Below are 25,701 nucleotides of genomic sequence, written 5' to 3' on the forward strand. Positions count from 1 at the left end.
CTGTTCCTTTCAGGCGAGTCTTTGCCAGACGTGTCCGCCGATGATGGTGTGGATTTCCTTCCATGTGCCGCCATGGTCGTTGGGGTTGCCGGCGACGCACCAGTAGAGCGAGCCGATCGGGTGTGCGGCGAGGAAGGATGCCTCTGTCGCGCTGGATTGTGCGGTGATGGTGCCGTCCGGTCCGACGGTGATGGTCCTGCCATCGGGTTTGACGCCGCCGAGGGTGGCGGTGGATGCCACTGGCAGCGTGTACTTGTTCGCGGCGGACTGGATGCCGTCGAGCTTCTTCTTGTCTGCGGCGGCCATGAGCCCGTCCGCCGATGATGTGGCCTGTGCGACGGTGATGGCAGCCGTCTCGTCGTTGCGGGTCACTGTGACTGGAGCCGACGCAGTGATGTCCAAGATTCGCGCCTGCGCCGCGGCCAACGCGTTCTGCGCCGTGGTGGTGGCCGTGTCGGCTTTTACGCCGGCCTGTTTGGCGAGGTCTCTGGCGCCTCCGATTTCGGCCGCGGCGTCGCTTGCGGCCTTGTTGGCTTCGGTGGCGGTTCTGCGGACCGTTTCGAGGTCTGCGGCGGTCACATCGGCGCTGAACGTCCAGTTGGAGAGGGTGAGGCCGCTGCCGGCGTAGTAGGCGTGGCCGTCTCCGGAGCTTGATCCACCGCCGCCGGTCTCGCCGGTCGATTCCGTGGACGCGGTGGTCGCCTCGTAGGTTACGGTCGGGATGCCGTCCTTGACTTTGATGATCTTCTTGGTGATCTCGGCGGTGACCCTGATGCCGGTGGTGTTGTCGCGGCCGGTCACGGTGTCGCCCACGTCGAGGTCGATGCCGCCGGTAACGTCGAGGTCGATGCCGCCGGTAACGTCCACGTCGATGCTGCCTGTATCTCGCAGCTCCTGGAGCTTTGTCTTGCCTTTGGTCTCGAGTTCGGCGGCGTCGGCGTTGCTGAGCTCGTAGACGCTTGCGCGCTCGTCCGCGCCTTTGATGGTCTGCGTGTGGCTGAGCGTGCCTTTCTGGTCGGCGTACCAATGGACGACGATCCTGTCCTTGAGTTCGCCTTTGCCGAGGCAGATCAGGTGATTGATCGGATGCGAGGCGAGTGTCGCGTCGAAGTCGATGAGGTCGGAGTCGATGAGGTCGCCGGCGGCCGTGATCGGCGGCGCGTCGACTGTCACGCCGTTCTGCGCTGCGGTGATGCGCAGCCGCAGTCCTGATGCGCGCAGCATCTTGGACAGGCCGCTCCACGCGTCGCAGTACCGGTCGAACCGCCAGTTTGCGTTTTTGGACGCGCCTTCCGTGACGGTGATGATGTCCTGCAGCCCGATACGGGAGATGACGGTGCGCAGGAGCGTGCCGATCGTGCCGCTCACGGTCAGGTAGTCCTTGCCCTTGTCGGGTTCGAGGATCTTCGAGGCGAGCAGGCCGTGCCAGTCGCGACCGTGGTAGGTGAGCTCGCCCTCGCCGCCGGTGACGCTGGTCTTCACGTCGTCGACGATGCCGCCCCAGCCTGTCCCGTCGACCCACCATCGGCAGCCTGGTTTCAGGCGTGCCGGGCATTGGAGTTCGAAGTCGTTCTCCCCCGACCCGTATGCCAGGTCGAGCGTCCATGAGGCGTACGAGCCGGACGGCGTGCCATTCGTGTCGGTGACGATCAGGTCCATGGCGGTTCGCTCCTCTCTTCGATGGCGGTCAGGTCGAATTCGAATCCGCCAGCCCAGCTGATCGTGCTCGTGCCGGGGGGAAGCGGTTCGAAGATGTAGGTGCCGGATCCGCGTCCGGTGCCGCGCACGGCCTTGGCGAAGAGGTTCGTGCGCAGGCCGGTGTCGGAGATCATGATGACGGTCCTGGCGTCAGCGGTGCCGTCGATTTCGAGTCTGCTGCTGGCCGGAATGGTCGCGTCGACCTCGTACCGGTTGGGGCCGATGATGACGTACGGGTTGACGCATGGGCCGAAGATCGTGAGGCGTATCGGCTGCGGCATGCCGCTCGTGTTGGCCACGGTGTCCAGAATGCTCATGCCGCCGTAGTCGTGCGGATAGTCGTGCGGGTAGTCAAGTCCGCTGCCGGCGTCGGTTCGCGGATCGTGATGCGTGGTGGTCTCCCTCCGCCACACGCCGTCCAGGAGCACGACGGTAAGCTGCGTCTCGACCATCGTGGGCGTGATGGTCTGCGGTTCCGCCTTGACCACGTAGGCGCGAGTCGTCCACCCGTCCGCGTCGAACGTGCCGGGCGTTCCGGCGGCCACGTCCGCGTCGAACAGGCGGCGAGTCGAATCCACCTTCTCGGGGCAGCGGACATAGGTTAGGTCAAGCTCGGCCTCGCGCGCCGTGCGACTTACTCCGGTTAGACTCCGGTATCCGAGGGTGTACGACCATTCGCGGCCGCGCAGCCCCTCCGCCGTCTGAGCCCAGATATCGGGCCCTTCCAGTGGGATCGTCTCACCGGTCGAGGCGCACACATAACTAAGCGATCGCATTTCGTATCACCCTTCCGAGTTCACGACCATCGACTTCGATGCCGAGTTTCTCCATAATCAGTGGCATATCCGCGTGCAGCGCGCGCAGTTCCGACAGGAGTTCGCCGAGCAGTTCGCCAGATAACGGTTCGCCGCCAGTCGAGACGGAGGCTCTGGTCGGGCTCAGACCGTAGCCGGTGGCTACATCGGGAGTCGTGAACCGTGTGGAGGCGATGTCCGAGGCCATGCCGTTCATGCTGGACATGACGGCGGCTTGGCTGTTGCTGATGCCCTGGGCGAGACCGAGACCGATGTTCCGACCTATCTGGTCGCGGAACAAGCGTGACGGCGAGTGGATGCCGAGAAAGTTCTTCACGCCGGAGATGGCATCTTTCACGCCGCCGAGAATGGCGCTGCCAACTTTGCCGATGCTGCCCGTGATGCCGCTGATAATGCCATGCACGATCTGCGAGCCGATGGACACCATGCGTCCCGGTATGGATGCAAGCGTGTTGACCAGATTGCTCAGGAACTGCTGGCCCGCGCGAAGCGCGCCGGATGCCATGCTGCTGGCGAACGAGCCGACCGCGCTTATCGCGCCGGAAAGCCCGGCACCGATGCGTCCGGGCACCTGCGAGATGTAGGAGCCGATGGACGAGAGGAACCGGGAGCCGGCGTTGACCGCGTTCGACGCCATCCGGCCGACGAAGCTGGCTGCGGCGCTTACGGCCCCGCTCAGCCACGAGCCGACGTTCGCCGGAAGCTGGGAGATGAACGTGCCCACGTTGCTGAGGAACCGGGAGCCTGCGGAAAGCGCGTTGGCACCCATCTGCGCGGCCCAGCTCGCCACCGACGCAACCGTGGAGGTCAGCCAGTTCCAGATATTGCCCGGCAGTTGCACAAAGAACGTGCCGAGGTTCGCGAGAAACTGCTGGCCCGCAGAAATCGCCTGAGAGCCGAGCTGCGCGGCCCACAGCACCACGAACGTGATGCCATAGGCGAGCCAGTAGGCTATCGTCGCCGGAAGATTCGTGAGGAAGTTCGCTATGTTCGAGACGAACTGCTGTCCCGCCTGCAACGCCGACTGGCCGAAGCTCACCGCCCACGTGCCAATCGACGTAATCAGGTTCGACAACGCCGTCCCGATCGCGGAAGGCAGTTGCTGGAACCATTGAATGACCGACTGGAACGCGTTAGGAAGCGTCTGCGTGAAGAAGTTGGCGATGTTCTGGCCGAGATTGGTGACGAAATCGACCGCTTTCTGCCATGCGGAGGAGATGAACGACGTGAACGCCGCCCACACCTTGCGGCCTACCTCGGTCTGTGTGCAGAACCAGACAAGCGCGGCCACGAAGGCCGCGACGCCGACGACGATCGCGCCGATGGGGTTTGCGGCTATGACGGCGTTGAACGCGCCCTGCACGGCGGTCGCCATCTTCGTGGCCGTGCTCCATGCGGTCTGTGCGGTCTTGACGAGGCTCAGCCCTCCGGCCATCTGTTTGAGCATGGCGACCGGGCCGCCCAAGTCCATCATGAGCATGATGCCGTTGCTGACGCCCTTGGCGGCGGTCGTCACCGTGTTCATGGTTCCGGTGAGCGCCTGTAGACCGCTGTTGAGCGCCTGATAGCCCTTGACTGCGGCGAACGCTGTGCCGATGCCGATGATGATGGGCGCGAGTTCCTTGCCGTGCTGGACGAACCAGTCGAGCGTGTCGGCGACGAGTTTGATGCCGTTGGCGAGACCGTCTGGGGGAATCATGTGCGCCCAGTCGATGACCATGTTGACGACGCCCATGATCGCGTCCCTGAGTCCGTCCCACAGGCTTTTGAACGTGAACAACGCCCCGTTGTCCTTCAGCGCCTGCCAGAGCTGTCCGAGCCAGTTCTTCACGCCGGTGACCATGCTCGCGGCGGCGTCTCCCACCTTGCCGAACTGGCTCGAGAAACCGTTGATCGCGCCGGCGATGTTCTCCACGCCGACCGCTTCCACGACCTTCTGCACGGCCTTGGCTACACGGTTCTTGACGTTCTCCATGGCGGTGCCGATGCCCTGCGTCGCGTCCTTGGCCTGCTGCGCGAACGAGGCGTATTTGCCGAAACCGTTCTGGTTCAGTTCCATGACCTTCTTGTTGAAATCATCGAAACTGATTGACCCGTTTTTCATGGCCTCATACAGGTCGTTTGAGTTTTTCCCTGCGCCCAGCATGGCCTCGGCGACCTGATTGAGCTGGCCGGGCATCGCGGCCTGAATCGAACGCCATGCCTGCATATCGACCTTGCCGGCGCTCAGCATCTGCGTGTACTGGGTGAGCGCGTTCTCCTGCTCCATGGTCGAAGCGCCGCCCGCAAGCATCGCGTTGTTGAACGCGAGGGCGATGTTCGTGGCCTGATCCAGATTGCTGGTCAATGGGGCGAGCTGCTGCACCATGCCCGTCATCGCCGAACTGGTGGTGGGCAGGCCGTCGAGCGCGCTCGAGATCTTCTTGATGGAGGCGGCCGCGTCCTCGGAACTGTAGCCGAGGTTCTTCATGACCTTCGGGAAGTTGTTCATCTGGTCGGCGCGCGAGATCGCGGAGTTCAGGCTTCCCGTGACCACCGAGGCTACCTTGGAGAACACGGTGGAGGCGATGCCGGCGACCGCGCCCACCTTCGCCGCGAAACCGCCGGAGAGGCCCGAGCCGATGCTCTGGCCGGCCTTCTGCCCGGTGGATTTCGACGGCCCGTCGAACGCGTTCTCGATGGCCTTGCCTACGCCCTTCATGCTGGGCACGATCTGCACGTACGCCTGAGCCAGCTGGTATGCCATGACCATTCCTCTCTATACGTCCGTGAAGTCGCGGCTCATGAACGCGTCGAGCTGTTCGATGGTCAGGGCCATGGGCTTGATGGTGCGCGTCCTGCGCGTGGCTTCCCCGGAGTCCTCCGGCTTGGAGGGGTTCGCGACGGCATGGCCGCTTCCGTTGCCGGGTCGTGGCAGCGGTTCGGGTTGTGGGCCGCGTTTCTTCGGGTCGGCGTTGCCCCACATCCACATGTTCATCTGGTCGATCAGCGTGGTCATCAGATACTGGTCAAGCGTCCACGCGGCCGGGGCGTCCAGCTTCTGCCAGATAAGGGAGCCGGCGGGCAGGTTCGCGGCAAACGCGGCCGTCTCCAACGGGTCCAGCTCGTAGATGCCGAGCCCATATACGCGCCTCATGTCCGCCGCCAGCTGGTCGGGGCAGCGGACGAGCAGGTATACGAGCGTCAGGAGTTTGGGAAAGCCTTGCTCATCTCCTCGAACAGTTCGTTCAGGAAGGCTCCCATGGTTTCGCCGTCGATACGACCGTCAGCGCCTCGTAATTCGTTCTTGGCCTTGCCGTATGAGTCGCCGAGAAGTCGGCGCAGGAACGGGATGATCTGCAAGGCGTTGCCCTTCGGGTCGGCCTGAAGGTCATAGAGAGATTCCACGAACTCCCAATCGTCCAGCACCTTCGGGTCGATGGTCAGGGAGATGCCCTTGACGGTGACGGTGCGTGGCTTGCCCTGCGCGGGCCTGTGATCCTGCGGACGGTTGCCGGGGACGTTGTTGCTGGCGGTATTACCGTAACGATGATGACGGTTTCGTGACATAATGACTTCTCCAAAAAACCATGGACGACTTCGAGGGTTGAAAAAATGAGGGTTCCCGCGTCGCGGGGAAGTCGTCGAACGCATGACGCGGGAAGAACCGTTATTCGGCGGCCGGGGTCCCTTCGCCGGTTTCGGCGGTCTCGTCGCCGTTGACCGGATCAATGACCTTGCCGACCAGGGCCTCGGTGACGGCCACGCTACGGGACGCGGCGATGCCGACGTATTCGATGGCGGTGACGCCGGAGCCCATGTCGTTGGCGGAGACGGTGATGTCGTACACCTGCGGGTCGCCGGCATGCACCTGACGGTCGCCGAACTCGGCGCGGGTCGCGTTGCCGATCACGAGACGGTCCTTGACGTCGCCGCTCATCGCGATTTCGAACACGAGCACGAAGTCCTCGTCGGAGGGCATCTGGTGTTTGATGGTCATGCTCTTGTCGGTGCCGGTGACCGCGTCCGAGTTATAGCGGAGCTTCGCGGACTCGGCTCGCAGCACTTCGAGCAGGGCGAACTGGTAGGACTCGGCGTAGCTGGTGATGATCTTCATCACGGTGGTACCGTTCGCGTCCTTGATCTCGGTGGCGTCGGTGTCGGTCGTGTTGGTCAGGCCGTCCTCGGACAGGTAGCCGAGCAGCTTGTACGCGGAGGGCAATGCGGTGGCGGAGTCGGTGGGCAGTGTGGTGCCGGCGGGTGCCCAGTAGGCGTAGCCGCCGACCTTGAACTTGCCCAACGACACCATGGTGGAATCGTTGGTTGTGGAATCAACCATGATTTACAGCCTTTCTAATCGTCTGATTTGATAATCAACTGGAGAATGATTTGGTAACGGGGCCGCCCGTCGGGCATGGGGAAATGCGTGCGCCCGGTGATGTCGATATCGGCGACCTCGGGCAGTTCGACGATACGTTTGAGCCGGGGGAGTATGAGTTTCGCCGCAGCCTCGGAGACCAGCCAGCGCGACTCGCCCCACACCTGCACCGCGATAAGCGGCAGGCTGCGAAACGGTTCGTCCGTGCCTCCGACCTGTTCGACGGTGACGAACGGCATCGGATGCGTGGCCGACGATCCGGCGGGCACGTCGAACATCGCCGGATATTCGGCCTTGATCGTCGGGTCCGCGTTGAGCCAGTCCATGACGAGTTTCTCCGCGTTCACGGCCATCAGCCGCCACCTCCCACTGCTTTGGCAAGCGTGTTGTGCAATGCGTTGTCGACGTGGGCCGCGTGGTTGGCCGGATAGACGTTCGCCGTGGCACCTTTGGGGCCGGTGCGCACGCTTGCCTCGTAACGCGGAACGTGATCCTCTCCGGCGGACACATGCACGGCACGCATGGCGGTGGAGTTGGCGCGTCCCGCGATTTTGTCGGCTTCGGCCTTGACAATGCGTGCGCCCTCGTTTTGGCGGTAAGCGAGGAACGCCGAATAATCGAGTCTCACGGTATTGGACATCAGCCCTTCGAATCCGTGACTTCGACCTTGAGGTTCCAGGCGGTCGGCTTCATGCCGCCGTCTAATGGCCTCGGGTCTCCGATCACCTTGTAGTCATGCTCGTCGATGCGTATGCTCGCCCCGCGCAGGCTCCGGTATGCGTAGCTGCGCGGGAACAGGCACGTGAACGCCACGGTCACTCCGTCAGGGCGCAGCGAATCGGTTGCATTCGACATGGCACCCGGCGAGACGAGCACGTTGCCCACCGATTCGATATCGTCCTTCGTGACGGGCGAGCCGCCCGGGTCGGTCTCGCCAGTGGGCGTGCAGCGCACCACTTTCACGGTCTCGCCCCTCATGACGCCTCCCCGTTCGACAGGTCGATGCTGTAGAAGCGTTGGCCGGTGAGCCCAAGCGCCTTCTTCTGTCCCTTGGACAGATAGAATTCGCCGCGAGGATTCGAGAAGGTCATCGACTGGGTGAAATCGCCCGCCGTGAGACTGAGATTGCTGGCACCGGTCGTATCGAAACCGGCGCCCTCGGTCTGCATGTCGGACGAGATCACATCCTTGGCGAGCTCGCAGGCGATGCGTTCAAGCGTCGCCCGCGATATGTTCCGCCAATCGGGGCACTGTTCGCGAATGAACTGCGATGCATCGGCCAGACGCTGGTCAACATAATCCGGGTCGTCCGGCATCTGCTTCCAGCGTTTGGACAATTCCGTGTGGGTGGCGAATGGGTTTTCTTCCGTTTCGTCGGCCATAACGCACCTCCCCACGTCAGACGGCGATGACACCGATCGCGCGCAACTGGGCGAGGATGCTGTTGACCTTCGTGGCGATGGTCGCCGCATCCGCGCCGCTCGCGAGATCCGGGATCGCGGCACCTTTCTTGACGCCACCCAACGCCTCAGCCGTGGCGGCGGGCAGCGTGTAGGCGGGCGGAATCGTCGGCTTGTTCGACAGGTCGTTGTAGCTTCCACTGAAGCTGGACGTTCCCGCGCCAATGGCCTTGCGCGCGTCGGCTGCATCCGTGGCTTTGAGCACCGCCTTGCCGGTGTTGGTGGCGCCGGCAAGCGTGTCGGCGGTGGGAGGGACGCCGCCGACATCGACCGGATTGCCGTCCCCGTCAAAAACGGCCACCTGAGCGATAATCTCGCCGTCAGTCGGCTTCGGTTGACGCACGAACTGTATCTGCTTGTTCAGTCCCATGGCCATCACGCTCCGTTGGACGTCGATGCCGGCGTGATGACGTACGCCGGGAAGCGCTTCGTCTTGTCGGGCTGCACGTCGTTGATGGGGTTGGCGATCTGGAAGCCGACGCGGAACACGACGCGCATGGCGACGCAATCCTGCTGCGCGAGGTTCAGAATCACCTTGCCGTTATCGTCAGAGATAACCGACTGGTCAAGCATCTTGTAGGTGATGTCCTGACGGATGCCGACCACGAAGTTCGACCAGTCTGCTCCGAGCAGCACGGCCTTGGTGGTATCCCACGCGCCGTTGTCTACCTCGTTGAGGCCGAAGCCGTAGAGGGTGGACGGCGCGCCGGAGGCGAGCGAGGGCACGTAGATCGGGCTGCCGTTGGCGTTGCGCAGGCCGATAAGTTCCCAGTTCAGGCCCGGCTTGCTGGCGAAGCCGTTCATGGCGAAGCCCTGTTCGGCGAGCTTCTGACCCATGCTGGCAACGTCCTTGGCGAGGTCCTTGCCCTGGGTGAGCATGTTGTGCGCCGCGATGGCCTGCGGGATGATGCCGTCAGGGAAGCTGGACGGCTTGTCCACGCCGAAAAGGGTCGCCTGGTCCAGCTTGTAGCCGAGCGCGGAAGCCAGACGCGGCATGACCTCCGGCCAGATTGGGATGCCGGAATCCGCGATGACGGCCTCCGGGATGGGCACGATGGCCGCAAGTTCCTCGGCCGTGATGCTCAGGCCAGACCATTTCATCTTCGTGGTCTGCTTGAGGCCGGTATCGCCGCCCACCCAGTAGGCGATCGGCTTGGAGTCAAGCACCGGCTGCGTGCGCGTGCGGGTGCTCATGCGAATCTGACGCATGCGGGTCAGGGATACGCTCGACTTGGGGGCGTCTTGGATAATCTGGGTGGCGTATTCGGTGGGGATGAGTCCGCCGCCGAGGTCGCCGCTGGTGATGATGGAGTTCACGTTGGAAACCATCGTCATACCTTCTTTCTATGGAGTGGGGAGGTTATTTCTGCTTTTGTTCAAGGAACTGGTCACGGATCCAGTCGCCGGAGGAGCCGGATGGTGCGGGCGGCTGGTTGGATTCGGAGGAGGCGAGCACCTTCGGCTTGGTCTTCTCGGCGATGTAGTCGGCGAGCGCCTTGCCGTTGGCCTGCATCTCTTCGAGCGTGGAGCCATGGAGCAGTGCGATGGGCACGCCGGTTTCCTTGGAGACCTGCGTCTTCCATTCGTTCTGCTGTTTTTCCGCCTCGTAGGCGGCGTTCTTGGCTTCAAGCTCTTTGATGTGCTTGGCGGTCTTTTCGGCTTCGGACAGTTGGGCCTCCTTGAGCTGTTGCAGTTCGTCGGCGGCTGCCTTGTTGTCCTTGGCGCGTTTCTCCCATTCGCGGGAATGGGCGACGGCCTCCCTGTATTTGGCCTCGTAATCGATTTCGGGCGGCTTCGCTCCGTTCTCGGTCGATGCCGCCTGCTGGTTGCCGTTGGCCTCTTCGGTCATGGTTCCTCCTAGTGGGTTGGGCCCGTTTCGGGCATAAAAAACCACCCGTGCGGGTGGTTGGGGAAAATCTCAGTTCGAGTGCGACGGTCGTGGCACCCCGTAGCCGTCCTTGTAACGGTCGGGGTAGAGTCGGCGCATCACATAGGTGATCGTGTTCGGGTCGTTGGGATTGTCGGGATTGCCTTTTGTGGTGGCCTTTATCATCCGATAGGTGTCGTCGTCCAGGCCGCCGTTCTCGATGAGGCTACGGGCGTGCATGTATTCCGAGTACATGCGGTCGGGGTCATAGCCCTCGATGTGAGCTTGGTCCCTGTCCCATTCGGGGACTATCTGGCAGTCGCAGTCGTCGTGAAACAGGCTGAACGAGCCTTTGGCGTATTTTGCGGTCTTCTCGCTGCGGTACACCCAGCCGCGCGAGCAGAGCATCGTGCAGAACGCGCACGTCTTCGCGCCTCTCGGCACGCGCGCGTACCGGGGTTCGGACGGGTCGTGCTCGCACAGGCGGGCGATGGTTTCGCGCCCCGAATACATGACCCAGCGTTGCATCGCACCGACAAGATACGCCTGCATGGTCTGCGGGTCGGTCCACAGGTGGCCGGCCTGCCAGCGTATCGTCTTGTCGATGCCGTCGCCGGGAAACGAGTCGGACAGGTCGTACTCCCATGATTCGGGCACCGATTCGCCACGGACGCGCATATACCATTCGTAGGCGGCCTGTGCCGCGAGGTCGCCGTATTTGGCGACCAGTTGCGGCACGTAGTCGAGCAGCATGTCACGTTGCCATTCAGGACTGAGCTGTTGCAGCGTCCCCCACAGTTTCGCCAGATCGCGGCGCGCCAGTTCCACCGCTCTGGCTTGGCTGGCTTGCAGCTGGTCCAGTTGCCGGTTGTCCGTCATCCTTGTTGCCTCCGTTCACGAGGGAGTCAAGCACGCTGCGGGTCTCGGCCTTGCGCTTGTCGACCAACAGGCGTGTGATGTCGGAATCCGTGTAGCCGAGCTTCTCCAGAATAACGTCGGAGTTGGCGAGCCACGGCATGGCCGTCACCTGCTTCACGATGGCATCGGAGAGCGCGGCCTGCGATGGGCGTTCGGGGTCACGCCAGTTGACCTGCAAGCGGTCGAGCTCGTCGCTGTCCTCGCTGGTGCCGTTGAGTATGGCGATGTCCCTCGCGGCCTTGCGTAGTTGCACTCCGATGGCGCGGCAGGCGTTCTTCGCCTCGATGACAAGTTCGCTTTCCGCCGCCATGATCGCTTCGGACGAGGAAGGGCCGGAATCCGTCATGACGCCGAACTGGCTGAGCGGCACGCCGGTCGCGCCGCTCATGCGTGCCGCGAGTGCGCGAAGCATGTCGGTGTGCGGCTGCATGGTCATCTGCGTGAACTGGCCGATGGCGGGTGCCTGGCCGTCCTCGTTGAGGCTGATGTTGAGCATCTTCGAGATGGTGGCTTCCCAGCCGGTCAGCTTCTTGCCGTTCTTGTCCTCGGGCGGCTCGTCCGCGCCGATGAGGTAGCGTTGCGGGCTCGAATAGAATTCGGCGCTTACCTCCATGCGCAGCATGGTGCGCACCGCAGTGTCGGTGATACTCATGACCTCGCGGCTGATGCGCGAGCGGCCAAAGGGGCGGTTCAGGTCCTGATGGTAGGGGATCAGGTAAACGGGCACATGATCCATGTACGTGTTCCGGGGAGCGTCCGCATGATAGCGGCCTGATTGCGTGCGGCGTATACGAATCGTGTAGCCGGGCATGTAGAGCATGAGTTCGGAAGGCACGATGGTGTTCGCCTGCGCGTACTGGGAGCGGTCGATATCGGTTATCGACAACGCCGCCGACAGGCCGCGACGGGCGTAATCCCACAGGCCGGTCTCATAGAGCGCGCTGCGGAACGACACGGACACCTTGGAACGCAGACCGTCTTCCGGTTCCGCGCTGCGTACATTCAGGAACGAGCATGAGTGAGTGAGCGCGCTGCGGATGGCCTGCGGCAATTCCACGTCGAAGTCGTTGTCTGAAAGAATCGAATCCAAACCCAACGGATCGCGGCTGTCGTCGCCGACTCCGACGAAACCATCGAACACGATGCGGTCGGCCAAAGCGTCCACCGATTTCTGCGGCCAGCCCACGACCTCGCTTATCCCCGCCATGCTGTCCGGCACAGCGATGGACAGATTCTTAAGCTCGTTTCGCCCGTCGTAGTATTTGGTGCGCAACAGGTTACGTTCGAGCTTCTGGGACCATTGACGTATCATCAAATCCCACGGTTCTCGGCACTCGTCGGGCAGATTATCGACCTGCACGTTTTCAAGACTGGGAATCTGCATCAGAATGCCACCGCCTTCGCTCTTCTTCCCGGATGACGCTTGGAAGTCTTGACGTTCCAATACGCGAGAGCCACCGCTTCCACGGGACTCACATCGACGTTCTCCATGGACGGCTCGTAGCCGAACCCGTCGCCGATTTTCCTATGCTTCGCATGACCCACCGCCTCGTCAAGCAGAGGCTGGCCGAAATGGGTAAGCTCATGGTCGTTCACGGCCTGTTCGAGCATCGAACAAGCGTCCGCCACGTCGGAAGGGCGCGGCACCACGATCACTCTTTTGGACACGCCCTTGTCGATGAGGCTGTTGACCAGGGTGGGCGCTCCCACGCGCCCGTCGATGATGATGCCGATGGCGTTGCGCCACCGTTCCGCACCGTCCTTCTCGGCGGTCAGCCAGTCGGCCAGCCAGCCGGTGCCGCCGCGCATGCTGCGCGAGGCTATGACCTCCACGTGCGGCAATTCACCCGACTTGCGTGGCGGGCGCACGCACGCCACGAGGGTGACGTTCGCGCCGTCCGCGCTGAACTTGACCGCATACGAGTTGTAGCCGTCCATGCAAGGGTTGTCGGTCTTGCACTTGGCCCACTCGTCAACATCGATATCGGACAGCGCGCCGGCCTGATCGTTCCACCAGCCGAGACGTTCGCGGGCGAAACCGTCAGGGGTCATCTTCTCCGATTCGGAAACGACCACGCTCTTCAGCAGTCGGGTGCCGAGCGATGGATTGTATTGGTACCAGCGTTGCTGGTCGTGCACGTCGCCGATCTCGGTCGCCGCCCATTCGAACCAGCACAGGTTCTTCGGCGGCTTGTCACGATGCGCGTTGCGGCGCATGCGCGCGAACACCGTTCCCGGCGAGGTCGGCGGTGTCGGCGTTCCCGTGTAGATGGTCAACGGGTTGCCCGAGGGTGCCGACGAGATGGCGGGCTGTATGGCCTCCATCTGCTCGTCGGTCAGCTCCTGCGCCTCGTCGCACACCAGCACGTCCACCGTGAAACCACGGCCCGAACTTTTCGAACGGGCGATGAACTCAATGCTGCCACCGTTCTTCAACACGATGGCCTCCTGGCCGTTCGTGGCCCGAATGTAGGTGACCAGTTCCGACAGTTCGGGGAACTTGCGCGCGTTCTCGAAGTAGTATTTCATGCGCAGGAAATGCTTGCGGCAGGTCTTCACCTCATGCGCCGTATGCAGGATCTTCATGCCGATGATCGCGGAGAGATAAAGCTCCGTGAACTCGAGAATCGCGTTCTTGCCGTTCTGGCGCGGCACCGCGCACCCGCAATCCGACGCCGCCCATTGCAGCTTCGAATCCGTGGCGAGCCACCCCTCGAGCACGATGCGCTGCCACTTATCCGGCTTCATGTCGTAGCCGGCTGCGAGCGCGCACGCCTCGCCTCCCTCGGACTGCGCGTGCTTGGGAACCAGAGCGAAGCTAGGTTCCTGTACGCCTCTTCGCCTTGCCACCCTGAATCACCCTCAGCTTCCGTCGTTCGGCTATCTCATCGAGCGGCGTATGCCGCTCCTGCTTCTGGGCTTTCGCCGGCATGATCTGGCTGCGTGCGGCTGGTGTGATGCCGTAATCCTGCAGCAGCTTGTTCAGTATGGGCACGCTGGCGAAATTGCCGGAACCCCAGATGTCCGCGTGGATCAGTGCGGCGTTCATGAGGTTGTCCCAGTCGGCCTCCGTCCACGAGTCCGCTCCGGGGGTGGAAGCCAAATGCTCCCACCATCGCACGGTCGCCTCCGGCCACTCGATGCCGTCAGGCAACTGTGGCTGCGTTATCGTGGTCTTGGCCAACTGGATCACCTCGAATCAATGTCTAGGAGCCGCTGGAGCGACTCGCGCGAGCGGAACCGGCGGCACGAGAGAAATCAAACTCGCCCTGCACGTATCTCGGACGCATGACAACCACCTCCATCGGGAAAATCAGGAGCCTGAGGAACGCGAGCCGCCGCGAGAAAAAGCGCTGCGGATACGACCGGCCACATTACGCACCGCATTGCCGGCGCGCTGGAACAGGTTACGCACGATCCACCTCCTTTCCAGTAACGATGCGGACAAGAAAAATCGGGATCTACCGTTTCCAGCCTGCACTGCGGTATCTGTTCCATTCGTCGTTGAACCGCTTGTCGAACGCCCGGTCTCGGCGTGCCTGGGCGTTCTTCCATGACTGAGAAACGCCGGCTTCAAGATCGTTGACTCCCTGTTCCTTGCGTTTCTTCATCAACGCGCGCATCTTGAGGGTATCCTGCCATAGCTTCGATATACGTTCGTCGGATAAGCCCTGTTTGCGGTATTGGGATATTCGCTCTTTCGAGAAGCCGACGCCGGAAAGCGTTGAGCCCTTCGAGCGTGAGCGGGATGAGTTGCCGCCGCTCCCGCTGCTGGACGAGCGGGAAGCCGAAGAAGAGCCGCGTCGCATGAGAACCTCCCAATGAAAAAGCCGCCACATAGGGACGGCTTGAACGAAAAAAATATTGTTTACCGGTTCACGATCCGCTCGATCGCGACGCGGAACGGGACGCACTCACACGCAGGGCGGACACACCGCCACCGGATGAACCGGAAGAGCGACGCCCATACCCCGTATAGCGGATATCGTTGGTGCTCGCATAACGGACTCGCCTCATAACTCACCTCCCAGCTTCCGAGCTACGGCCATACCATCGAGGTATTTATCTCCGAGTTTGCGAAGACCATACTCGGCAAGGAAAGAATCCTTGTCGTCTCGCAACGGGAACGCGATGGCGAACCAGTATTCGGAATTGGTCGGCTCCACGAGCTTCCTGGGACTGCAAGCCGAAACCAGCGCCCTGTGCAGGGCGGCGAACTCGGCGAGACAATCCTTCTCCAGATCATCGGAGTACTTGACATCGGCGAGCGGGTCAGGCGTCTTCTCCGCGAACCCGAGACCACCACCGAAGCCGACGCCGGCACCGAACGCCACGGCGGACGACTTGGCCGGCTTGTACGGGGCGAGTAGCTTCTCGATATCACGGTACGCATAGATCCGGTGGTTTTCGCCGAAGCCAAACCGTTCACGCCACCGCGCCATCTCGGCGGGGGAGGGGAAACACAGGCACAGCCAGAACTCGGTGTCGGTCGCATCCACGAAACGCTTGCGCTCCGCACGGGCGCGCTCCCGGTACTCCTTCGCGTTCTCGTCCAGATTTTCCGGCACCGGCTTCACAGCCTTCTTGCCCTTGGACTTCTTAGAAAAGTCGAATCGGAAATCACCTGACATGATCCACCTCCAACAAGGGAAACCATTCAAGCAGCGTCGCGTAATCGTCCGGTGCCTTGTCCTTGAGCACCTTGGTGAAACGCTTGTCGATGCCATCGAAAGAACGCCCGAACCACGCATAATCACACGGCAGCTCGATATGATGCCCGCTGATGCAGTCCAGCACCTCGCCCTTGAGCCAATCCCCGATAGGAGAGACCTTCTTGAGATTGCGCCGCCAGTACCCGTACTGGACGAACGCGCCACGACGCTGAATCGAATCGGCCGCACGCACGCCATCCGCGCACCACGTGCTCTTATCCAAGCCCACGTCGGCGCGGATGAAATCCCACATCTGCTCATACGACGGCTCAGGCAAACGCGCCGCCTCGATGTAGCGCAGACGTTCGGGAGCCTGGAACACCGCATTGTTCAGCCAACGGTACAGCGACGGGTGCGGATACCTTTTGATTCGGGTCTGGAACTTCTGCTCGAAATAATCAAGCTCCTCGTCCACGAACCTCAAACCGGGCACATAGTAGAGATACGCGGGAACGACCTCGATGCCCATATCCCGCATCGCCAGCCACGCGGCTATGGAATCCTTGCCGCACGAAAACGCCAACAACACGGGCCTGCCATCAGCGGCCAGCTTCTCACGCACCGCGAGACTCGTGCCCTGATTACGAATAACCGTGGTCACTTCGGCCACCTCCTTCCCGTCATGCGAATAAACCGCGAATGCGAATAAAACTCGGCACCGGCACGCCGGAAGCTCGCCTCCGACGACCGCACGAACACATGCAGCCCATGTCCGCTGGTCGAAACCTCCGCATAGATCGCATCCGGCAGCAGCTCCATCGCCTTCGCGGGCGGACTGGTCAAATCAACATGGTCGAAATCCCAGCACGCAAGCCCATCGCCGAGCATTATGCCATAACCGTCACCGGCCTTCGAGCGCATGACCTCCGAATATGACGCCCAGGTACTTGAGTCCGTCGAACTGGCCGGCGACCCATCGCACATAATCGGACGCTTACCATCGGCCCGCACCCAACGGCGCAATGCCCTGAGCGCTTGGGGTATCTGATGTTTGCGGCTCCACGCCTTGCGGCATCTGTCCGAGCAAAACAGTCTCGGACGCCTAGGGTTAGGTGTGGGTTGGAAGAAGTGGCCGCAATTCCTACATTGGTTGACCATAGCTATTACTATAGCATATATTCCAACGATTCGCAACACTAATTTCGTGACATATCAAAACTGCGTAAAATCAAACGTAACAGCCTCGGAAAACAACGGGGCAAAAACATCAAAACCATGCCGGAACGGCTTCCACGGGCGCTCGCAGACACCCCAGCGGCCAAACGTACGATACTCCACGCGGGTTGCGGGGGGATGCGGGCGCTGTGTTCTGTGGGGAGCCTTGCATGGGAGGGGGAGGGTATGGCCCCCGGTTACCATTGGCGGCTGATTGGGATGGTGTTTTGTGGTTGTTTTTTTGTGTTTTGGTGGCCTGTGGTGTTGGCGATTATTTTGTTGCTTTTTCTTTGATTGCAGATTCTGTGTGTGAGTTGTGTGTTGTCATAGCTGGTTGGTGATCCGCCTCGGCTGTATGGGATGATCTCATCGAGTTCGCAGCTGAGTGGGTGTGGTGTTTTGAGTGTGAGGTCTATGGGTTTGCCGCACAGCGGGCAGATCGGTATTGGTCCTTCGGCTGCGATGTGTCTGGCCTTGCATTTGCGGCGGGCTGCTCCATTTTGGTATCGGCCTGAGCCTGCCTTGTTGCTCATGTTCCCATCCTGTGTGTTTGGTGGCTTGGGCGAGATTCTAATTCGCGGACCGGTTGTCGTGTTTGCGGGTCGCCGTGCTGTCTCGGCATGGCCGGCTGGTCCTCTGCGGTACGCAAGCCGTGGCATGCGCGGTTGGCTTCGATCCAACGACCTGCGGTTTTGGAGACCGCCGCTCTACCGGCTGAGCTACGCGCATAGGTGGGTATGAGTAAAGCCCCTGAGATGTATGTCCCAGAGGCTTTCGCACTTATCTTGATACGGAGTATACCACGGGGTGGCAACAGCCTACTGCCGGCTGGAATATGCCATTGCCATGCTGACTATCTCCCTGATGCTGAATTCGTAGTATCCGTCTTCCACTGGCTTGCTGCTGGGGAGTTTGCCACGGCGTATCCACATGATGATTACTTTGCGGCTGACCTCGTATCCGTAGTTCTCACGCAGCCATTCGCTCATGCCCGCAGGTGTCTTCGTGAGATGGATTGCCTCGGCCTTGTCGCGGCTCTGCTCGCGCAGCTCGGCCACGTCGATGACGGCCCCGCATTTGCAGAGTCTCAGCGTCTCGCCCTTCGCGGCGAGGACTTCGCGTCCGCATTCGGGGCACATGCCGACGATCCTGCGCGAGCGCGGCCTGCGGTCGATGAGCGGTTCGATGCGCTCGCAGGCGTGGGTGAGCCATGTCAGCCAATGTCCCGAGCGGCTGGCGCGGCATAGGTCGGGCAGTCGTCGTGGAGCGTCCCTGAGCAGGGTCTGCCATCTCGGACGGCTTTCCACGCCGGTCTCGTTCCACATGTCCTGCAGGCCGTCCTCGGTCTGGTCGAGCATGTCCTGCGCGTGGAGGTTGATGGGCGCGGGCGCGTCCCCTCCCTGCGGTCGTCCTCCGGCTCCCGGCTCCGAGAGCCTGTATTCTCGGCGAGCGACCGCCTGGAGGAGGTGCAGGTTGACGCGCAGCCGGTGCAGCAGCCGCGCGTACTCGCGCCGGCACGTCTTGCACAACGTCCACGGCGCTTCGGCCGGCTTATCGCAGTTCTGGCAGTTCCGATCCATTTTTACGCTCCTTCTGCAGACGTATACGGGCATATAAAGGCGTATAAAGGCGCCTAGAACATGGGCGGTTCGATGAATTTCGGGCGCATGCGCTCCGCCCGCTCCCGACGCTCCCGCTCCGCGGCGTGCTGGCGGATGATCGCGCTCGCCTCCTGCGGGGTGACGCCGAGCATCCTGCATGTTGTCTCGATGTCGACGCCGCGCTCGTGCCACGTGACGACCATCTCCGCCTTGCTTTTCGTGACGGCCATGATCAGTCCTCCACCTTGTCCGCGCCGTCCGTGTGATTCCAGTCGCACGAGATACCGCCGTAGATGCGGATGCAGCTGACCCGGCGCCCGTCCGGGAGTTGGTAGGTCCTCCATGAGGGGAATTGGTCGGCAGGCTCGGCGTAGACCGGCTGCGGATCCTGCGGCGTGCCGGCTGCCCCGCAGCCGGCGAGCGCCAGTATTGTGAGTGTGGTGAGGGTGATTGCGGCGAGTTTTTTCATGATTCCGTTTCCTCCTGGGTGTCTTCGGTCCACGTCTTGGGTGTGATGCTGATGGTGACCTGGGCTCCGTCGGCGAGCGCCCGGGTGATGATGTCCTGCAGGTTCATGGTTCCTCCTCCAGTAGTGGGCTGATGTCGGTTTCGGTGCCGGCCTCGTCGTATATGCGGTCGGCGATGTGGTCGATGTCGTCCATGCCGATGATCGGGTCTCCGTTCATGTCCGTGGGCTGGTCGTCCAATACGGCGTGCAGGGCGGCGTGCAGCTGGTCGCGCGTGTAGATCTTCGCTGTGGTGTCCGGCATCACTGCTCCTTTCCCCCGGGCGTGCCGCTGTTCCAGTGGGTGCCGGTTTTGGTGATGGTGATGGTGACGTTGCGGCCCTTCACGTTCCTGCCCATGCGCGCGAATCCGTCGCTTTTCTGCTTGCACAGCAGGCAGTCGCGCTCCCAGCCCCTCCCGTGCCGGCCTCCCCGGTCGCGGTACCGCCAGCGCGTCGTCTCGGGACGCCACTTGTGCCCGTTGCCGCAGTACTCGCTCATGCCCCGCACGCTCACCGGGGCCGGAGCCCCCTTCGGCAGGATGCGCACGGTCCCGGGCACTCCGCCGGCCGCGATTAGCCGGCGGTGGCACGCCGGACAGCAGCCGTCGCGCTCCAGCACCGGGAACCGTCGGCGGCAGCACTCGCACGCATACGTGACCCTCAGACGGCCGAGGCGCGCCAGGCGCGTGAACTCCGCGTCATCACCGTCCACCGGCTCGACCAGACCGCTCATCGTTGCGTCTCCCCGAGGTGAGCGAGGCGCTCGCGGTATTCGGCGAGGTCGCGTTGGATGCAGGTGGTGGCGCGGTGGTCGGTGTCGTGGCCGGCCGTGTAGGGGTCGTCTCCTTGGGCCTGGGCGGTCAGGCGCAGGGCGGTCAGGTCGAGGTGGCGGTATGAGAGCGGTTGGAGGATGTCGAGGCCGGTTGCGGGGTCGAGGTGGGCTATGATCTGCCGCAGGTCGAAGCGGGGGTTGGTGCCTGCGGGGTGGAGGGTGTAGCGTCGGGCGGCGTCGTTGAGGTATTCGGCGAGGTCGAGTCCGGCTTGCCGGTAGTCGAGCTCGCTGTCGAGGCTGGCTTCGAGCAGTCCGTTGGCCAGGTGCATGCGCAGGGCGGTCAGGTCGTCCGCATGGGTGATGGCGATGCCGTGGTCGGGGTGGATGACGGCGTGATGCTGGTCGAACGACTGTTCGGCCCTCATGTCGGTGATGGTGCAGGCGATCTCGAGCAGGTCGCAGCGGTCCGGGTCGAGGCCGGTGGTTTCGGTGTCGACCCACAGGAGCATGTGGGGTTTGGTGTGGCTGGTCATTGTCGGGTTCCTTTCGGTGGGTTTGGCGTGGGCTGGGGTGTGGTGTCTGGCGGCTGGCACGGGCGGCGTCCGCCGTCCTGGTCGAGCAGCTGCCAGCCGCCTGTGTGGTAGTGGACGGGGATGGTCGTGGGGTCGTCCCAGGCGTGGACGAGGTAGCCGAGCCGGTAGGCGGGTGCCGGGTGGGCGTGGACCCATCCGTGGCAGCCGGTGGTGCCGCTGCCGCACAGCAGCAGGAGGTTGGCTGGCTGGTGCAGTCCGGGCCATGGGTGGCTTCTGGGGCGTCGGTGGTGGATGCTGTCGCCGCTCCAGTGGGTGCCGGCGTCACGCCCGCATCTGGCGCATTTCCAGGCGTCGCGGCGTTGGACGAGCCGTCGGGTTCGTTCGTCGGGCTGGCTCATGGTCGTGGCTCCTTGGTGGTCTGGGCGGTCAGGTCGCGGATGGCGTCGAGGGCGGGGGTGCCGCTTTTGACGCTGGCCCAGAACGCCTGTTCGAGGCTGTCGGTGATGGGCAGTCCCGGGGATTGCCGGTGGATCTGGTCGCGCATCCATTGGCTGGTGATGCCGCGCCATTCGTGGTCCCGTGGCCGGTCTTGGGGCGTCCATGAGCGCCATTCGCCCGTGAGCCAGTTGGCGAGCAGGGGCGCGTAGCGCAGCGGCATGTCGCCGTTGTCGACGGCTTTGGCGTAGGCGAGGGCGGCGCCGTAGAGGGTTTCGGGCGTGGCGTCGGTCAGCGCCTGGCCGAGGGCCTTCCTGGCGCGCTCCCGGTAGGCGGGCTTGCCCATGGGCCCGGGCTTGGGGTATGCGCCGGCGATGGCCTGGAGGGGGTCGGCGCGGATGCGCGCCTCGGCGTCGGCCATGGTCGCGGCCCGGGTGTCGGGCGTGGTGTCGGACTGGTGCCCGGCCGTGGCGTCCGGCCCGGTTTTGGTCGCGGAGGGGTTGGGGGTGGTAAGGGAAGGGTTAGGTATGGTATGGCCGGTTGCTTCGTTTTGCTGCGAAGCACTTGCTTCAGGTTTGCTTGAAGCACTTGCTTCGGTTTTGCTTGAACCATTTGCTTCAGGTTTGCTTGAATCGTCTGCTTCGTTTTGCTGCGGAGCATTTGCTTCGGGTTTGCTTGAAGCACTTGCTTCGGTCTTGCTTCGTCGGCTGCGTGCGGAGGCGAGGCCTCCGGCGCGTCCGGCCGCGGCCCGCTTGGCCCTGAGCTCGCCGTTCGCGCCGGTGAACTTCATGAGGGTCGCCGCCTCGACCACGATCCAGCGTCCCGGGCGCGCGGCGTCCTCGATCATGCCCGCGTCCAGCAGCTCGTCGACCTGCCGTCTGGTGCCCCTGAGGTCGCGCACCGTGGCGAGGTCGAACGCGCCGTCGAACGCGGGGTAGCGCATCTGCTCGGCCGTGAACACGCACAGGCGCACCCACAGGCCGAGCGCCGTGTTGCCGACCGCGCCCGGCCGGGTCTGCGGGTTGTGGTTGAGCCCGTCGTCGATGGACGTCCATGTCATGACTCGTCCTCCACGTGCGCGTACTTGCCGTCGAGAGCCCGCCTCTCGGCGTCGGACACGGGGTAGCCCAGGGTCTCGAGCGCCGCGTAGTAGGCGCGGGCCATGTCGAGCTCGTCCCCGTCCTCCCATGTGGCGGGGTCGGTGAACGCCTCGCATTGGGCGCACAGGACGAGCAGGAGCTCGCGGTTCGCGGCGCCTTCCGCGTCGCCGCGGCGGCGCAGCTCGGCGAGCATGGCGGCGCGGCCGGCGTCCCCGGGCAGGGGCGTGGCCGTGAGCTCGCCGTACGCCTTGAGGACCCGGTCGGGATTGTCCCATTGCGCGCCGCCGACCAGTCCGGTCCATTGGCCGGCGCCGGTCAGGGCGAGCAGTCCCAGGCCGGTGATGGCCCGGCGCAGCTGTCCGCCGTTGAATCGCGTGGCGTGGGCGCGGATCCAGTCGCGGCGCAGCCGTGCCGCCGCCCGGTCGAATTCCACGCGCCGCTCATGGTCGGCTCTCATCCGGGCCATGTCCCGTTCCCGCCGTTCGGCGGCCGCGTCGCGTTCGGCCCGCTGCAGGGCGCTCATGCGGGTGAACAGGACCAGCGTCCGGCCGGTAAAGCGCGCTATCGGCTCCGCCTGCGGGTGCCCGGCGATCCATGATTCCAGCCATCGCGCGAGCGCGTCCGGATTGCCTTCGCCCCATCTGGTGGCGTACAGGCATCCGTCGGGCGGCGTGTACGCCGGGCCTTCAGTGTCGTCGATGTCCACGCCAAGACCGGCCAGCGCGGAGCGTGCCTCGGTCCGCCATGCCTCGTCGCTCAGCCGTCGCGCGAGCATGTCGCGCGTCCAGTTCCAGTCGGTGGTGCCGGCCTTGGCCGCGAGTTCGGCCTGCATGCCGGGATGCCCCTCCAGCCCGGCCAGGTCGTCGAGCTGGGAGAGCGACAGTTGCGCGAACGAGTCCGCGGCCGCGTCGCGCACCTGACCGGGGATGCGCGCCAGGCGCAGCCGTCCGCGCACGAACGATTCGGAGCGGTCGGTCTTGCCGGCCAGCTCGCCCACGTCGGCGCCCAGGTCGAGGAGCCCCTGATAGCCGTCGGCCTCCTCCATGGGCGTCAGGTCGCGGCGCTGGCAGTTCTCCACCAGCATCAGCTCGCGTTCCGTCCGCTCGTCCATGTCGCGTATGACGCACGGCACGCGCTCCAGACGGGCGAGCCGGCACGCGGCCAGGCGCCGGTGGCCGATGACCACGCGGTAGATGTCGCGGCCGCCTGCCTTGTGGTCGGGGGTGACCACGAGCTGCTGCTGCAGCCCCTGGGCGCGGATGCTGTCGGCCAGCTCCCGCACGTCGCCCACGCCGGAGCGCGGGTTGTGGGGGTTGGAGATGAGGTCGTTGACGGGGATGTCCGTGATGGTGATGCTCACTGGTGCGGGTCACTGCTCCTTGGTCGTGCCCGGCCTGCGCCGGGGGTGTCGTGTCTTGCGTGCCAGACGGCGCTCGTGGTCGAGCCGCTGCCTGCCGTGCTTGCGCTTGCCCATCTCAGTCCTCCCCGATCTCGCCGGTGTCCGGGTCCACGCCCGGGTCGGGCCCGCCGCCGGTGGTGGGCAGGTCGCGCCACGGGTCCGCCAGGCTGCGCTCGATGTCGGCGCGCACCACGCGCTCGCGCGCCTCGACGGGGTAGTTGATGAGGTCGTCGACCGCGTTGGCGGCGTCGAAGATGTGCTGCGCGAGGTCGATGGCGTCGTACAGGGCGTCGGTGACGGGGTCGATGTTCTTGTATTTGGCGATGTACTCGCCCTTGGTGGCGATGTCGAGCATCCTGCTGGCGGCGAGGCGGAACGCGGCGGCCGCGTCCTTCATGCGGCTCGCCTTGGGCGTCAGGGCGAGCAGCATGAGCGGGGTGATCTCGTCGGGGATGAGCGCTTCCTGCACACTGCCGGTGTTCTTCTTTGTCATCGTGTGCTCCTTTCTAGAATTCGGGTTCCGTGCCGTCCTGCCCGTAGCCGTCGCCGGCCCACGGGTCGGTGGCGGCCGCGGCCTGCCCGGCACCGGGCGCGGCTCCGGTGTAGGCGGGTCGGTTGGGGTCGCCGTAGGTGGCTCCCGTGCCGTGGCCGGCGCCGGATGTCGTGCGCCGCACCTGCGCGTTCGCGTAGCGCAGGCTCGGGCCGATCTCGTCGACGGTCATCTCGGTCATGGTGCGGCTCGTGCCGTCCTGCGCCTGCCAGGAGCGTTGGCGCAGGCGTCCGCGCGCGATGACGCGCATGCCCTTGGCGAGCGTGGAGGCGCAGTGTTCGGCGAGGTCGCGCCACGCGCTGCAGCGCATGAACAGGGTGTCGCCGTCCTCGTAGCGGCCGGTCTGCCGGTCCCACGTGCGCGTGGTGGACGCGATGGTGAAGCCGCACACCTGCGGGCCCTGCGCGGTGGCGCGCAGTTCGGGGTCGGCGGTCAGGTTGCCGATGACGGTCACCAGGGTCTCTCCGGCCATCACGCCTCCGTCCCGTCGAGCGCCTCCGCGAGCCGGGCGAGCGTGGCCTTGCCGTCCACGGCGATCGCGTGGATGTCCTTCATGCCGGCGGCCAGCGCGTCGTATTCGATGCGCGCGAGACCCGCGTACGCGGCCAGGGCGAGGGCCCGCAGCCTCGCGGCCGTCGCCGCCTCGCCTCGGGTCGGGGATGGGTTGTGCGCGTGGAGTTCGAGTCCGGTCTGCTGCAGGGCGTGGCCGAGCCGTCCCTTGAGTTCGGCGCGCTCCCTGTCCGACGCCGCGCCCGTGGGGTCGGCGGGGGTGAGCGCGTCGGCCAGCAGCGCGATGTCGCACAGTTCACGGGCGGTGAACGTGCGGATGGGTGGCAATTCCGGTGTCATTTCGTCTCCTTGGTGGTGTCGGGTTTGCGTTTCCACAGGCAGATGGCCGATATCGTGCGCCGGCCGCGGTCGACGATCACGTCGCCGGGGCGCGGGGGCAGGATGGTCAGGGGCCATGCCCTGTTGCGGTTGAGCCGGGTGATGGTGTCGAGGAGGCTGTCGAGCAGCTGGCCGGCGCCCATGTGCATGCCGGTGCTGTCGAGGGGCCATTCGAACAGGCTTTCGCCCTCCTCCCGGCGGTCCCATCCGTCGTCCTTGTCGTCCTTCACTGTTTCTCCTTTCCGCCCCTCTCGGGGCATGCCGTTCGTCTTTGTCGGTGGTGGACGGCCGGGGAATCGCACCACGTCCCGGCCTTTGCCGCGCGTACATGACACCGCGCGATCTCGGCTCGGGGGCCACTTGCAGCCGTCCCCGCCCCTGTGCGGGGCTTGGGTCTCCCGTATCGCCTGCGGGGATCTCAGGCGGCTTTTCGCCCGTAGAGCCAGTCGGCGCGGCTGTACTTGTTGGCCTTGTCGGCGGCCTCCACGTCCTCGCGCCGCCAGCCGATGACGCGGCCGTTCTTCCGAACCGGCTCCGGATAGGGGCTGGGACGCTCCCCGGAACTCCACTTGTAGACCGTCGAACGGCTGTAGCCGGTATGCTCGGCGAGCTGCCTGACCGTGACCAGTCCCGACAGCGCGTTTGAAACCGTTGCACTCACGACGTATCCTTTCTCTTGGGTATTCCTTTCGGGCGGTCCCCGTGCCAGCGGGGACCGTCCTTTTTTTTCGGCTGAAACCTTGTGGTTTCGTGGACGGCCCGGAATCGAACCGGGTCCCGGCCTTTGCCCCGCGTCATGACCCGCGTGATCTCGTCCGGGGGCTACCTGCGCCGCCCCATGATGCCGCGCCGGATAGGTTCGACCCCGCAGGGGTCCCGGCGCGACACCGGTTTGAGAACTCTTCAGTTATGGTTATTTGGTTTTAACGACTGA

The 25,701-nt window shown here is 64.0% G+C and carries 35 protein-coding genes and 1 tRNA gene; all 36 read right to left on the reverse strand.

Features of this window, described 5'->3' with window-relative positions; all coding sequences use genetic code 11:
- Positions 1-9: 9 nt before the first annotated feature.
- Positions 10-1,659: a Gp37-like protein gene (locus MMB49_RS00735; RefSeq protein WP_047271945.1), complete on the reverse strand. Its 1,650-nt coding sequence runs from the start codon at positions 1,657-1,659 to the stop codon at positions 10-12.
- Entirely contained in the window at positions 1,650-2,474 is an 825-nt protein-coding gene (locus MMB49_RS00740) for a hypothetical protein (protein WP_047297655.1), read from the reverse strand. Before MMB49_RS00740 ends, MMB49_RS00735 begins: the two co-directional genes overlap by 10 nt.
- Positions 2,461-5,259 carry a tape measure protein gene (locus MMB49_RS00745; RefSeq protein ID WP_052773297.1) on the reverse strand — a complete coding sequence of 933 codons (2,799 nt, stop codon included), beginning with the start codon at positions 5,257-5,259 and terminating at the stop codon, positions 2,461-2,463. Before MMB49_RS00745 ends, MMB49_RS00740 begins: the two co-directional genes overlap by 14 nt.
- A gap of 12 nt (positions 5,260-5,271) precedes the next feature.
- Complete coding sequence (locus MMB49_RS00750; RefSeq protein WP_082247843.1) at positions 5,272-5,649, reverse strand: hypothetical protein; 378 nt, start codon at positions 5,647-5,649, stop codon at positions 5,272-5,274.
- Positions 5,650-5,696: 47 nt separating this feature from the next.
- Entirely contained in the window at positions 5,697-6,062 is a 366-nt protein-coding gene (locus MMB49_RS00755; RefSeq protein WP_047271301.1) for a hypothetical protein, read from the reverse strand.
- Positions 6,063-6,162: 100 nt separating this feature from the next.
- Positions 6,163-6,831, reverse strand: a complete 669-nt coding sequence (locus tag MMB49_RS00760; protein ID WP_229940908.1) for a hypothetical protein — start codon at positions 6,829-6,831, stop codon at positions 6,163-6,165.
- Between the two features lie 14 nt (positions 6,832-6,845).
- Positions 6,846-7,196, reverse strand: coding sequence for a hypothetical protein (locus MMB49_RS00765; RefSeq protein WP_229940909.1), 351 nt, complete (start codon positions 7,194-7,196; stop codon positions 6,846-6,848).
- Between the two features lie 26 nt (positions 7,197-7,222).
- Positions 7,223-7,510: a hypothetical protein gene (locus tag MMB49_RS00770; RefSeq protein WP_047271305.1), complete on the reverse strand. Its 288-nt coding sequence runs from the start codon at positions 7,508-7,510 to the stop codon at positions 7,223-7,225.
- A complete protein-coding gene (locus MMB49_RS00775) occupies positions 7,510-7,848 on the reverse strand; it encodes a hypothetical protein (protein ID WP_047271307.1) in 339 nt (112 codons plus the stop codon). Before MMB49_RS00775 ends, MMB49_RS00770 begins: the two co-directional genes overlap by 1 nt.
- Positions 7,845-8,252 carry a hypothetical protein gene (locus MMB49_RS00780; protein ID WP_052773299.1) on the reverse strand — a complete coding sequence of 136 codons (408 nt, stop codon included), beginning with the start codon at positions 8,250-8,252 and terminating at the stop codon, positions 7,845-7,847. Before MMB49_RS00780 ends, MMB49_RS00775 begins: the two co-directional genes overlap by 4 nt.
- 16 nt (positions 8,253-8,268) lie before the next feature.
- Entirely contained in the window at positions 8,269-8,706 is a 438-nt protein-coding gene (locus MMB49_RS00785; protein WP_082247844.1) for a head fiber protein, read from the reverse strand.
- On the reverse strand, positions 8,706-9,659 hold the full coding sequence (locus MMB49_RS00790) for a phage major capsid protein (protein ID WP_047271955.1): 954 nt from the start codon (positions 9,657-9,659) through the stop codon (positions 8,706-8,708). Before MMB49_RS00790 ends, MMB49_RS00785 begins: the two co-directional genes overlap by 1 nt.
- A gap of 31 nt (positions 9,660-9,690) precedes the next feature.
- Positions 9,691-10,179, reverse strand: a complete 489-nt coding sequence (locus MMB49_RS00795; protein WP_047271309.1) for a helicase — start codon at positions 10,177-10,179, stop codon at positions 9,691-9,693.
- Between the two features lie 69 nt (positions 10,180-10,248).
- Positions 10,249-11,025 (reverse strand): hypothetical protein, encoded by a 777-nt coding sequence (locus MMB49_RS00800; protein ID WP_133240406.1) that lies wholly within the window; start codon positions 11,023-11,025, stop codon positions 10,249-10,251.
- Complete coding sequence (locus MMB49_RS00805) at positions 10,964-12,499, reverse strand: phage portal protein (protein WP_052773302.1); 1,536 nt, start codon at positions 12,497-12,499, stop codon at positions 10,964-10,966. The genes MMB49_RS00800 and MMB49_RS00805 overlap by 62 nt, the downstream gene beginning before the upstream one ends.
- Positions 12,499-13,965, reverse strand: a complete 1,467-nt coding sequence (locus tag MMB49_RS00810; protein ID WP_047271310.1) for a terminase — start codon at positions 13,963-13,965, stop codon at positions 12,499-12,501. The genes MMB49_RS00805 and MMB49_RS00810 overlap by 1 nt, the downstream gene beginning before the upstream one ends.
- The gene (locus MMB49_RS00815) at positions 13,934-14,308 is read right to left on the reverse strand and encodes a hypothetical protein (protein WP_052773303.1); all 375 of its coding nucleotides are present in this window, start codon (positions 14,306-14,308) and stop codon (positions 13,934-13,936) included. The genes MMB49_RS00810 and MMB49_RS00815 overlap by 32 nt, the downstream gene beginning before the upstream one ends.
- 268 nt (positions 14,309-14,576) lie before the next feature.
- Positions 14,577-14,924, reverse strand: coding sequence for a hypothetical protein (locus MMB49_RS00820; RefSeq protein ID WP_127052671.1), 348 nt, complete (start codon positions 14,922-14,924; stop codon positions 14,577-14,579).
- A gap of 204 nt (positions 14,925-15,128) precedes the next feature.
- Complete coding sequence (locus MMB49_RS00825) at positions 15,129-15,746, reverse strand: hypothetical protein (RefSeq protein ID WP_052773304.1); 618 nt, start codon at positions 15,744-15,746, stop codon at positions 15,129-15,131.
- Positions 15,736-16,428: a hypothetical protein gene (locus MMB49_RS00830; RefSeq protein WP_052773459.1), complete on the reverse strand. Its 693-nt coding sequence runs from the start codon at positions 16,426-16,428 to the stop codon at positions 15,736-15,738. The genes MMB49_RS00825 and MMB49_RS00830 overlap by 11 nt, the downstream gene beginning before the upstream one ends.
- Positions 16,425-16,925, reverse strand: coding sequence for a bifunctional DNA primase/polymerase (locus tag MMB49_RS00835; protein WP_047271312.1), 501 nt, complete (start codon positions 16,923-16,925; stop codon positions 16,425-16,427). Before MMB49_RS00835 ends, MMB49_RS00830 begins: the two co-directional genes overlap by 4 nt.
- Positions 16,926-17,179: 254 nt before the next feature.
- Positions 17,180-17,515, reverse strand: coding sequence for an HNH endonuclease (locus MMB49_RS00840; protein ID WP_077424013.1), 336 nt, complete (start codon positions 17,513-17,515; stop codon positions 17,180-17,182).
- Between the two features lie 120 nt (positions 17,516-17,635).
- Positions 17,636-17,711 (reverse strand) — tRNA-Trp (locus MMB49_RS00845).
- Between the two features lie 89 nt (positions 17,712-17,800).
- The gene (locus tag MMB49_RS00850; RefSeq protein ID WP_047271314.1) at positions 17,801-18,562 is read right to left on the reverse strand and encodes a hypothetical protein; all 762 of its coding nucleotides are present in this window, start codon (positions 18,560-18,562) and stop codon (positions 17,801-17,803) included.
- A gap of 53 nt (positions 18,563-18,615) precedes the next feature.
- Positions 18,616-18,813, reverse strand: a complete 198-nt coding sequence (locus tag MMB49_RS00855) for a hypothetical protein (RefSeq protein WP_047271316.1) — start codon at positions 18,811-18,813, stop codon at positions 18,616-18,618.
- A 2-nt stretch (positions 18,814-18,815) separates the two neighbouring features.
- Positions 18,816-19,052, reverse strand: coding sequence for a hypothetical protein (locus tag MMB49_RS00860; protein ID WP_047271317.1), 237 nt, complete (start codon positions 19,050-19,052; stop codon positions 18,816-18,818).
- 103 nt (positions 19,053-19,155) lie between these two features.
- A complete protein-coding gene (locus MMB49_RS00865; protein ID WP_047271319.1) occupies positions 19,156-19,353 on the reverse strand; it encodes a hypothetical protein in 198 nt (65 codons plus the stop codon).
- On the reverse strand, positions 19,353-19,823 hold the full coding sequence (locus MMB49_RS00870) for a hypothetical protein (protein WP_047271321.1): 471 nt from the start codon (positions 19,821-19,823) through the stop codon (positions 19,353-19,355). Before MMB49_RS00870 ends, MMB49_RS00865 begins: the two co-directional genes overlap by 1 nt.
- The gene (locus MMB49_RS00875) at positions 19,820-20,395 is read right to left on the reverse strand and encodes an exonuclease domain-containing protein (RefSeq protein ID WP_047297656.1); all 576 of its coding nucleotides are present in this window, start codon (positions 20,393-20,395) and stop codon (positions 19,820-19,822) included. Before MMB49_RS00875 ends, MMB49_RS00870 begins: the two co-directional genes overlap by 4 nt.
- Positions 20,396-20,789: 394 nt before the next feature.
- A complete protein-coding gene (locus tag MMB49_RS00880; protein ID WP_052773306.1) occupies positions 20,790-21,890 on the reverse strand; it encodes a hypothetical protein in 1,101 nt (366 codons plus the stop codon).
- A complete protein-coding gene (locus MMB49_RS00885; RefSeq protein ID WP_047271325.1) occupies positions 21,887-23,290 on the reverse strand; it encodes a ParB/RepB/Spo0J family partition protein in 1,404 nt (467 codons plus the stop codon). The genes MMB49_RS00880 and MMB49_RS00885 overlap by 4 nt, the downstream gene beginning before the upstream one ends.
- Before the next feature lie 115 nt (positions 23,291-23,405).
- The gene (locus MMB49_RS00890; RefSeq protein WP_047271327.1) at positions 23,406-23,822 is read right to left on the reverse strand and encodes a hypothetical protein; all 417 of its coding nucleotides are present in this window, start codon (positions 23,820-23,822) and stop codon (positions 23,406-23,408) included.
- A 13-nt stretch (positions 23,823-23,835) separates the two neighbouring features.
- Complete coding sequence (locus MMB49_RS00895) at positions 23,836-24,351, reverse strand: single-stranded DNA-binding protein (RefSeq protein WP_047271329.1); 516 nt, start codon at positions 24,349-24,351, stop codon at positions 23,836-23,838.
- Entirely contained in the window at positions 24,351-24,716 is a 366-nt protein-coding gene (locus tag MMB49_RS00900) for a hypothetical protein (RefSeq protein WP_133239686.1), read from the reverse strand. Before MMB49_RS00900 ends, MMB49_RS00895 begins: the two co-directional genes overlap by 1 nt.
- 8 nt (positions 24,717-24,724) lie before the next feature.
- A complete protein-coding gene (locus MMB49_RS00905) occupies positions 24,725-24,997 on the reverse strand; it encodes a hypothetical protein (protein ID WP_047271333.1) in 273 nt (90 codons plus the stop codon).
- A 188-nt stretch (positions 24,998-25,185) separates the two neighbouring features.
- Entirely contained in the window at positions 25,186-25,428 is a 243-nt protein-coding gene (locus tag MMB49_RS00910; RefSeq protein WP_047271335.1) for a helix-turn-helix transcriptional regulator, read from the reverse strand.
- Positions 25,429-25,701: the final 273 nt, after the last annotated feature.

It is taken from the genome of Bifidobacterium sp. SKU (genome assembly GCF_026016405.1).
Classification (GTDB): domain Bacteria; phylum Actinomycetota; class Actinomycetes; order Actinomycetales; family Bifidobacteriaceae; genus Bifidobacterium; species Bifidobacterium bifidum.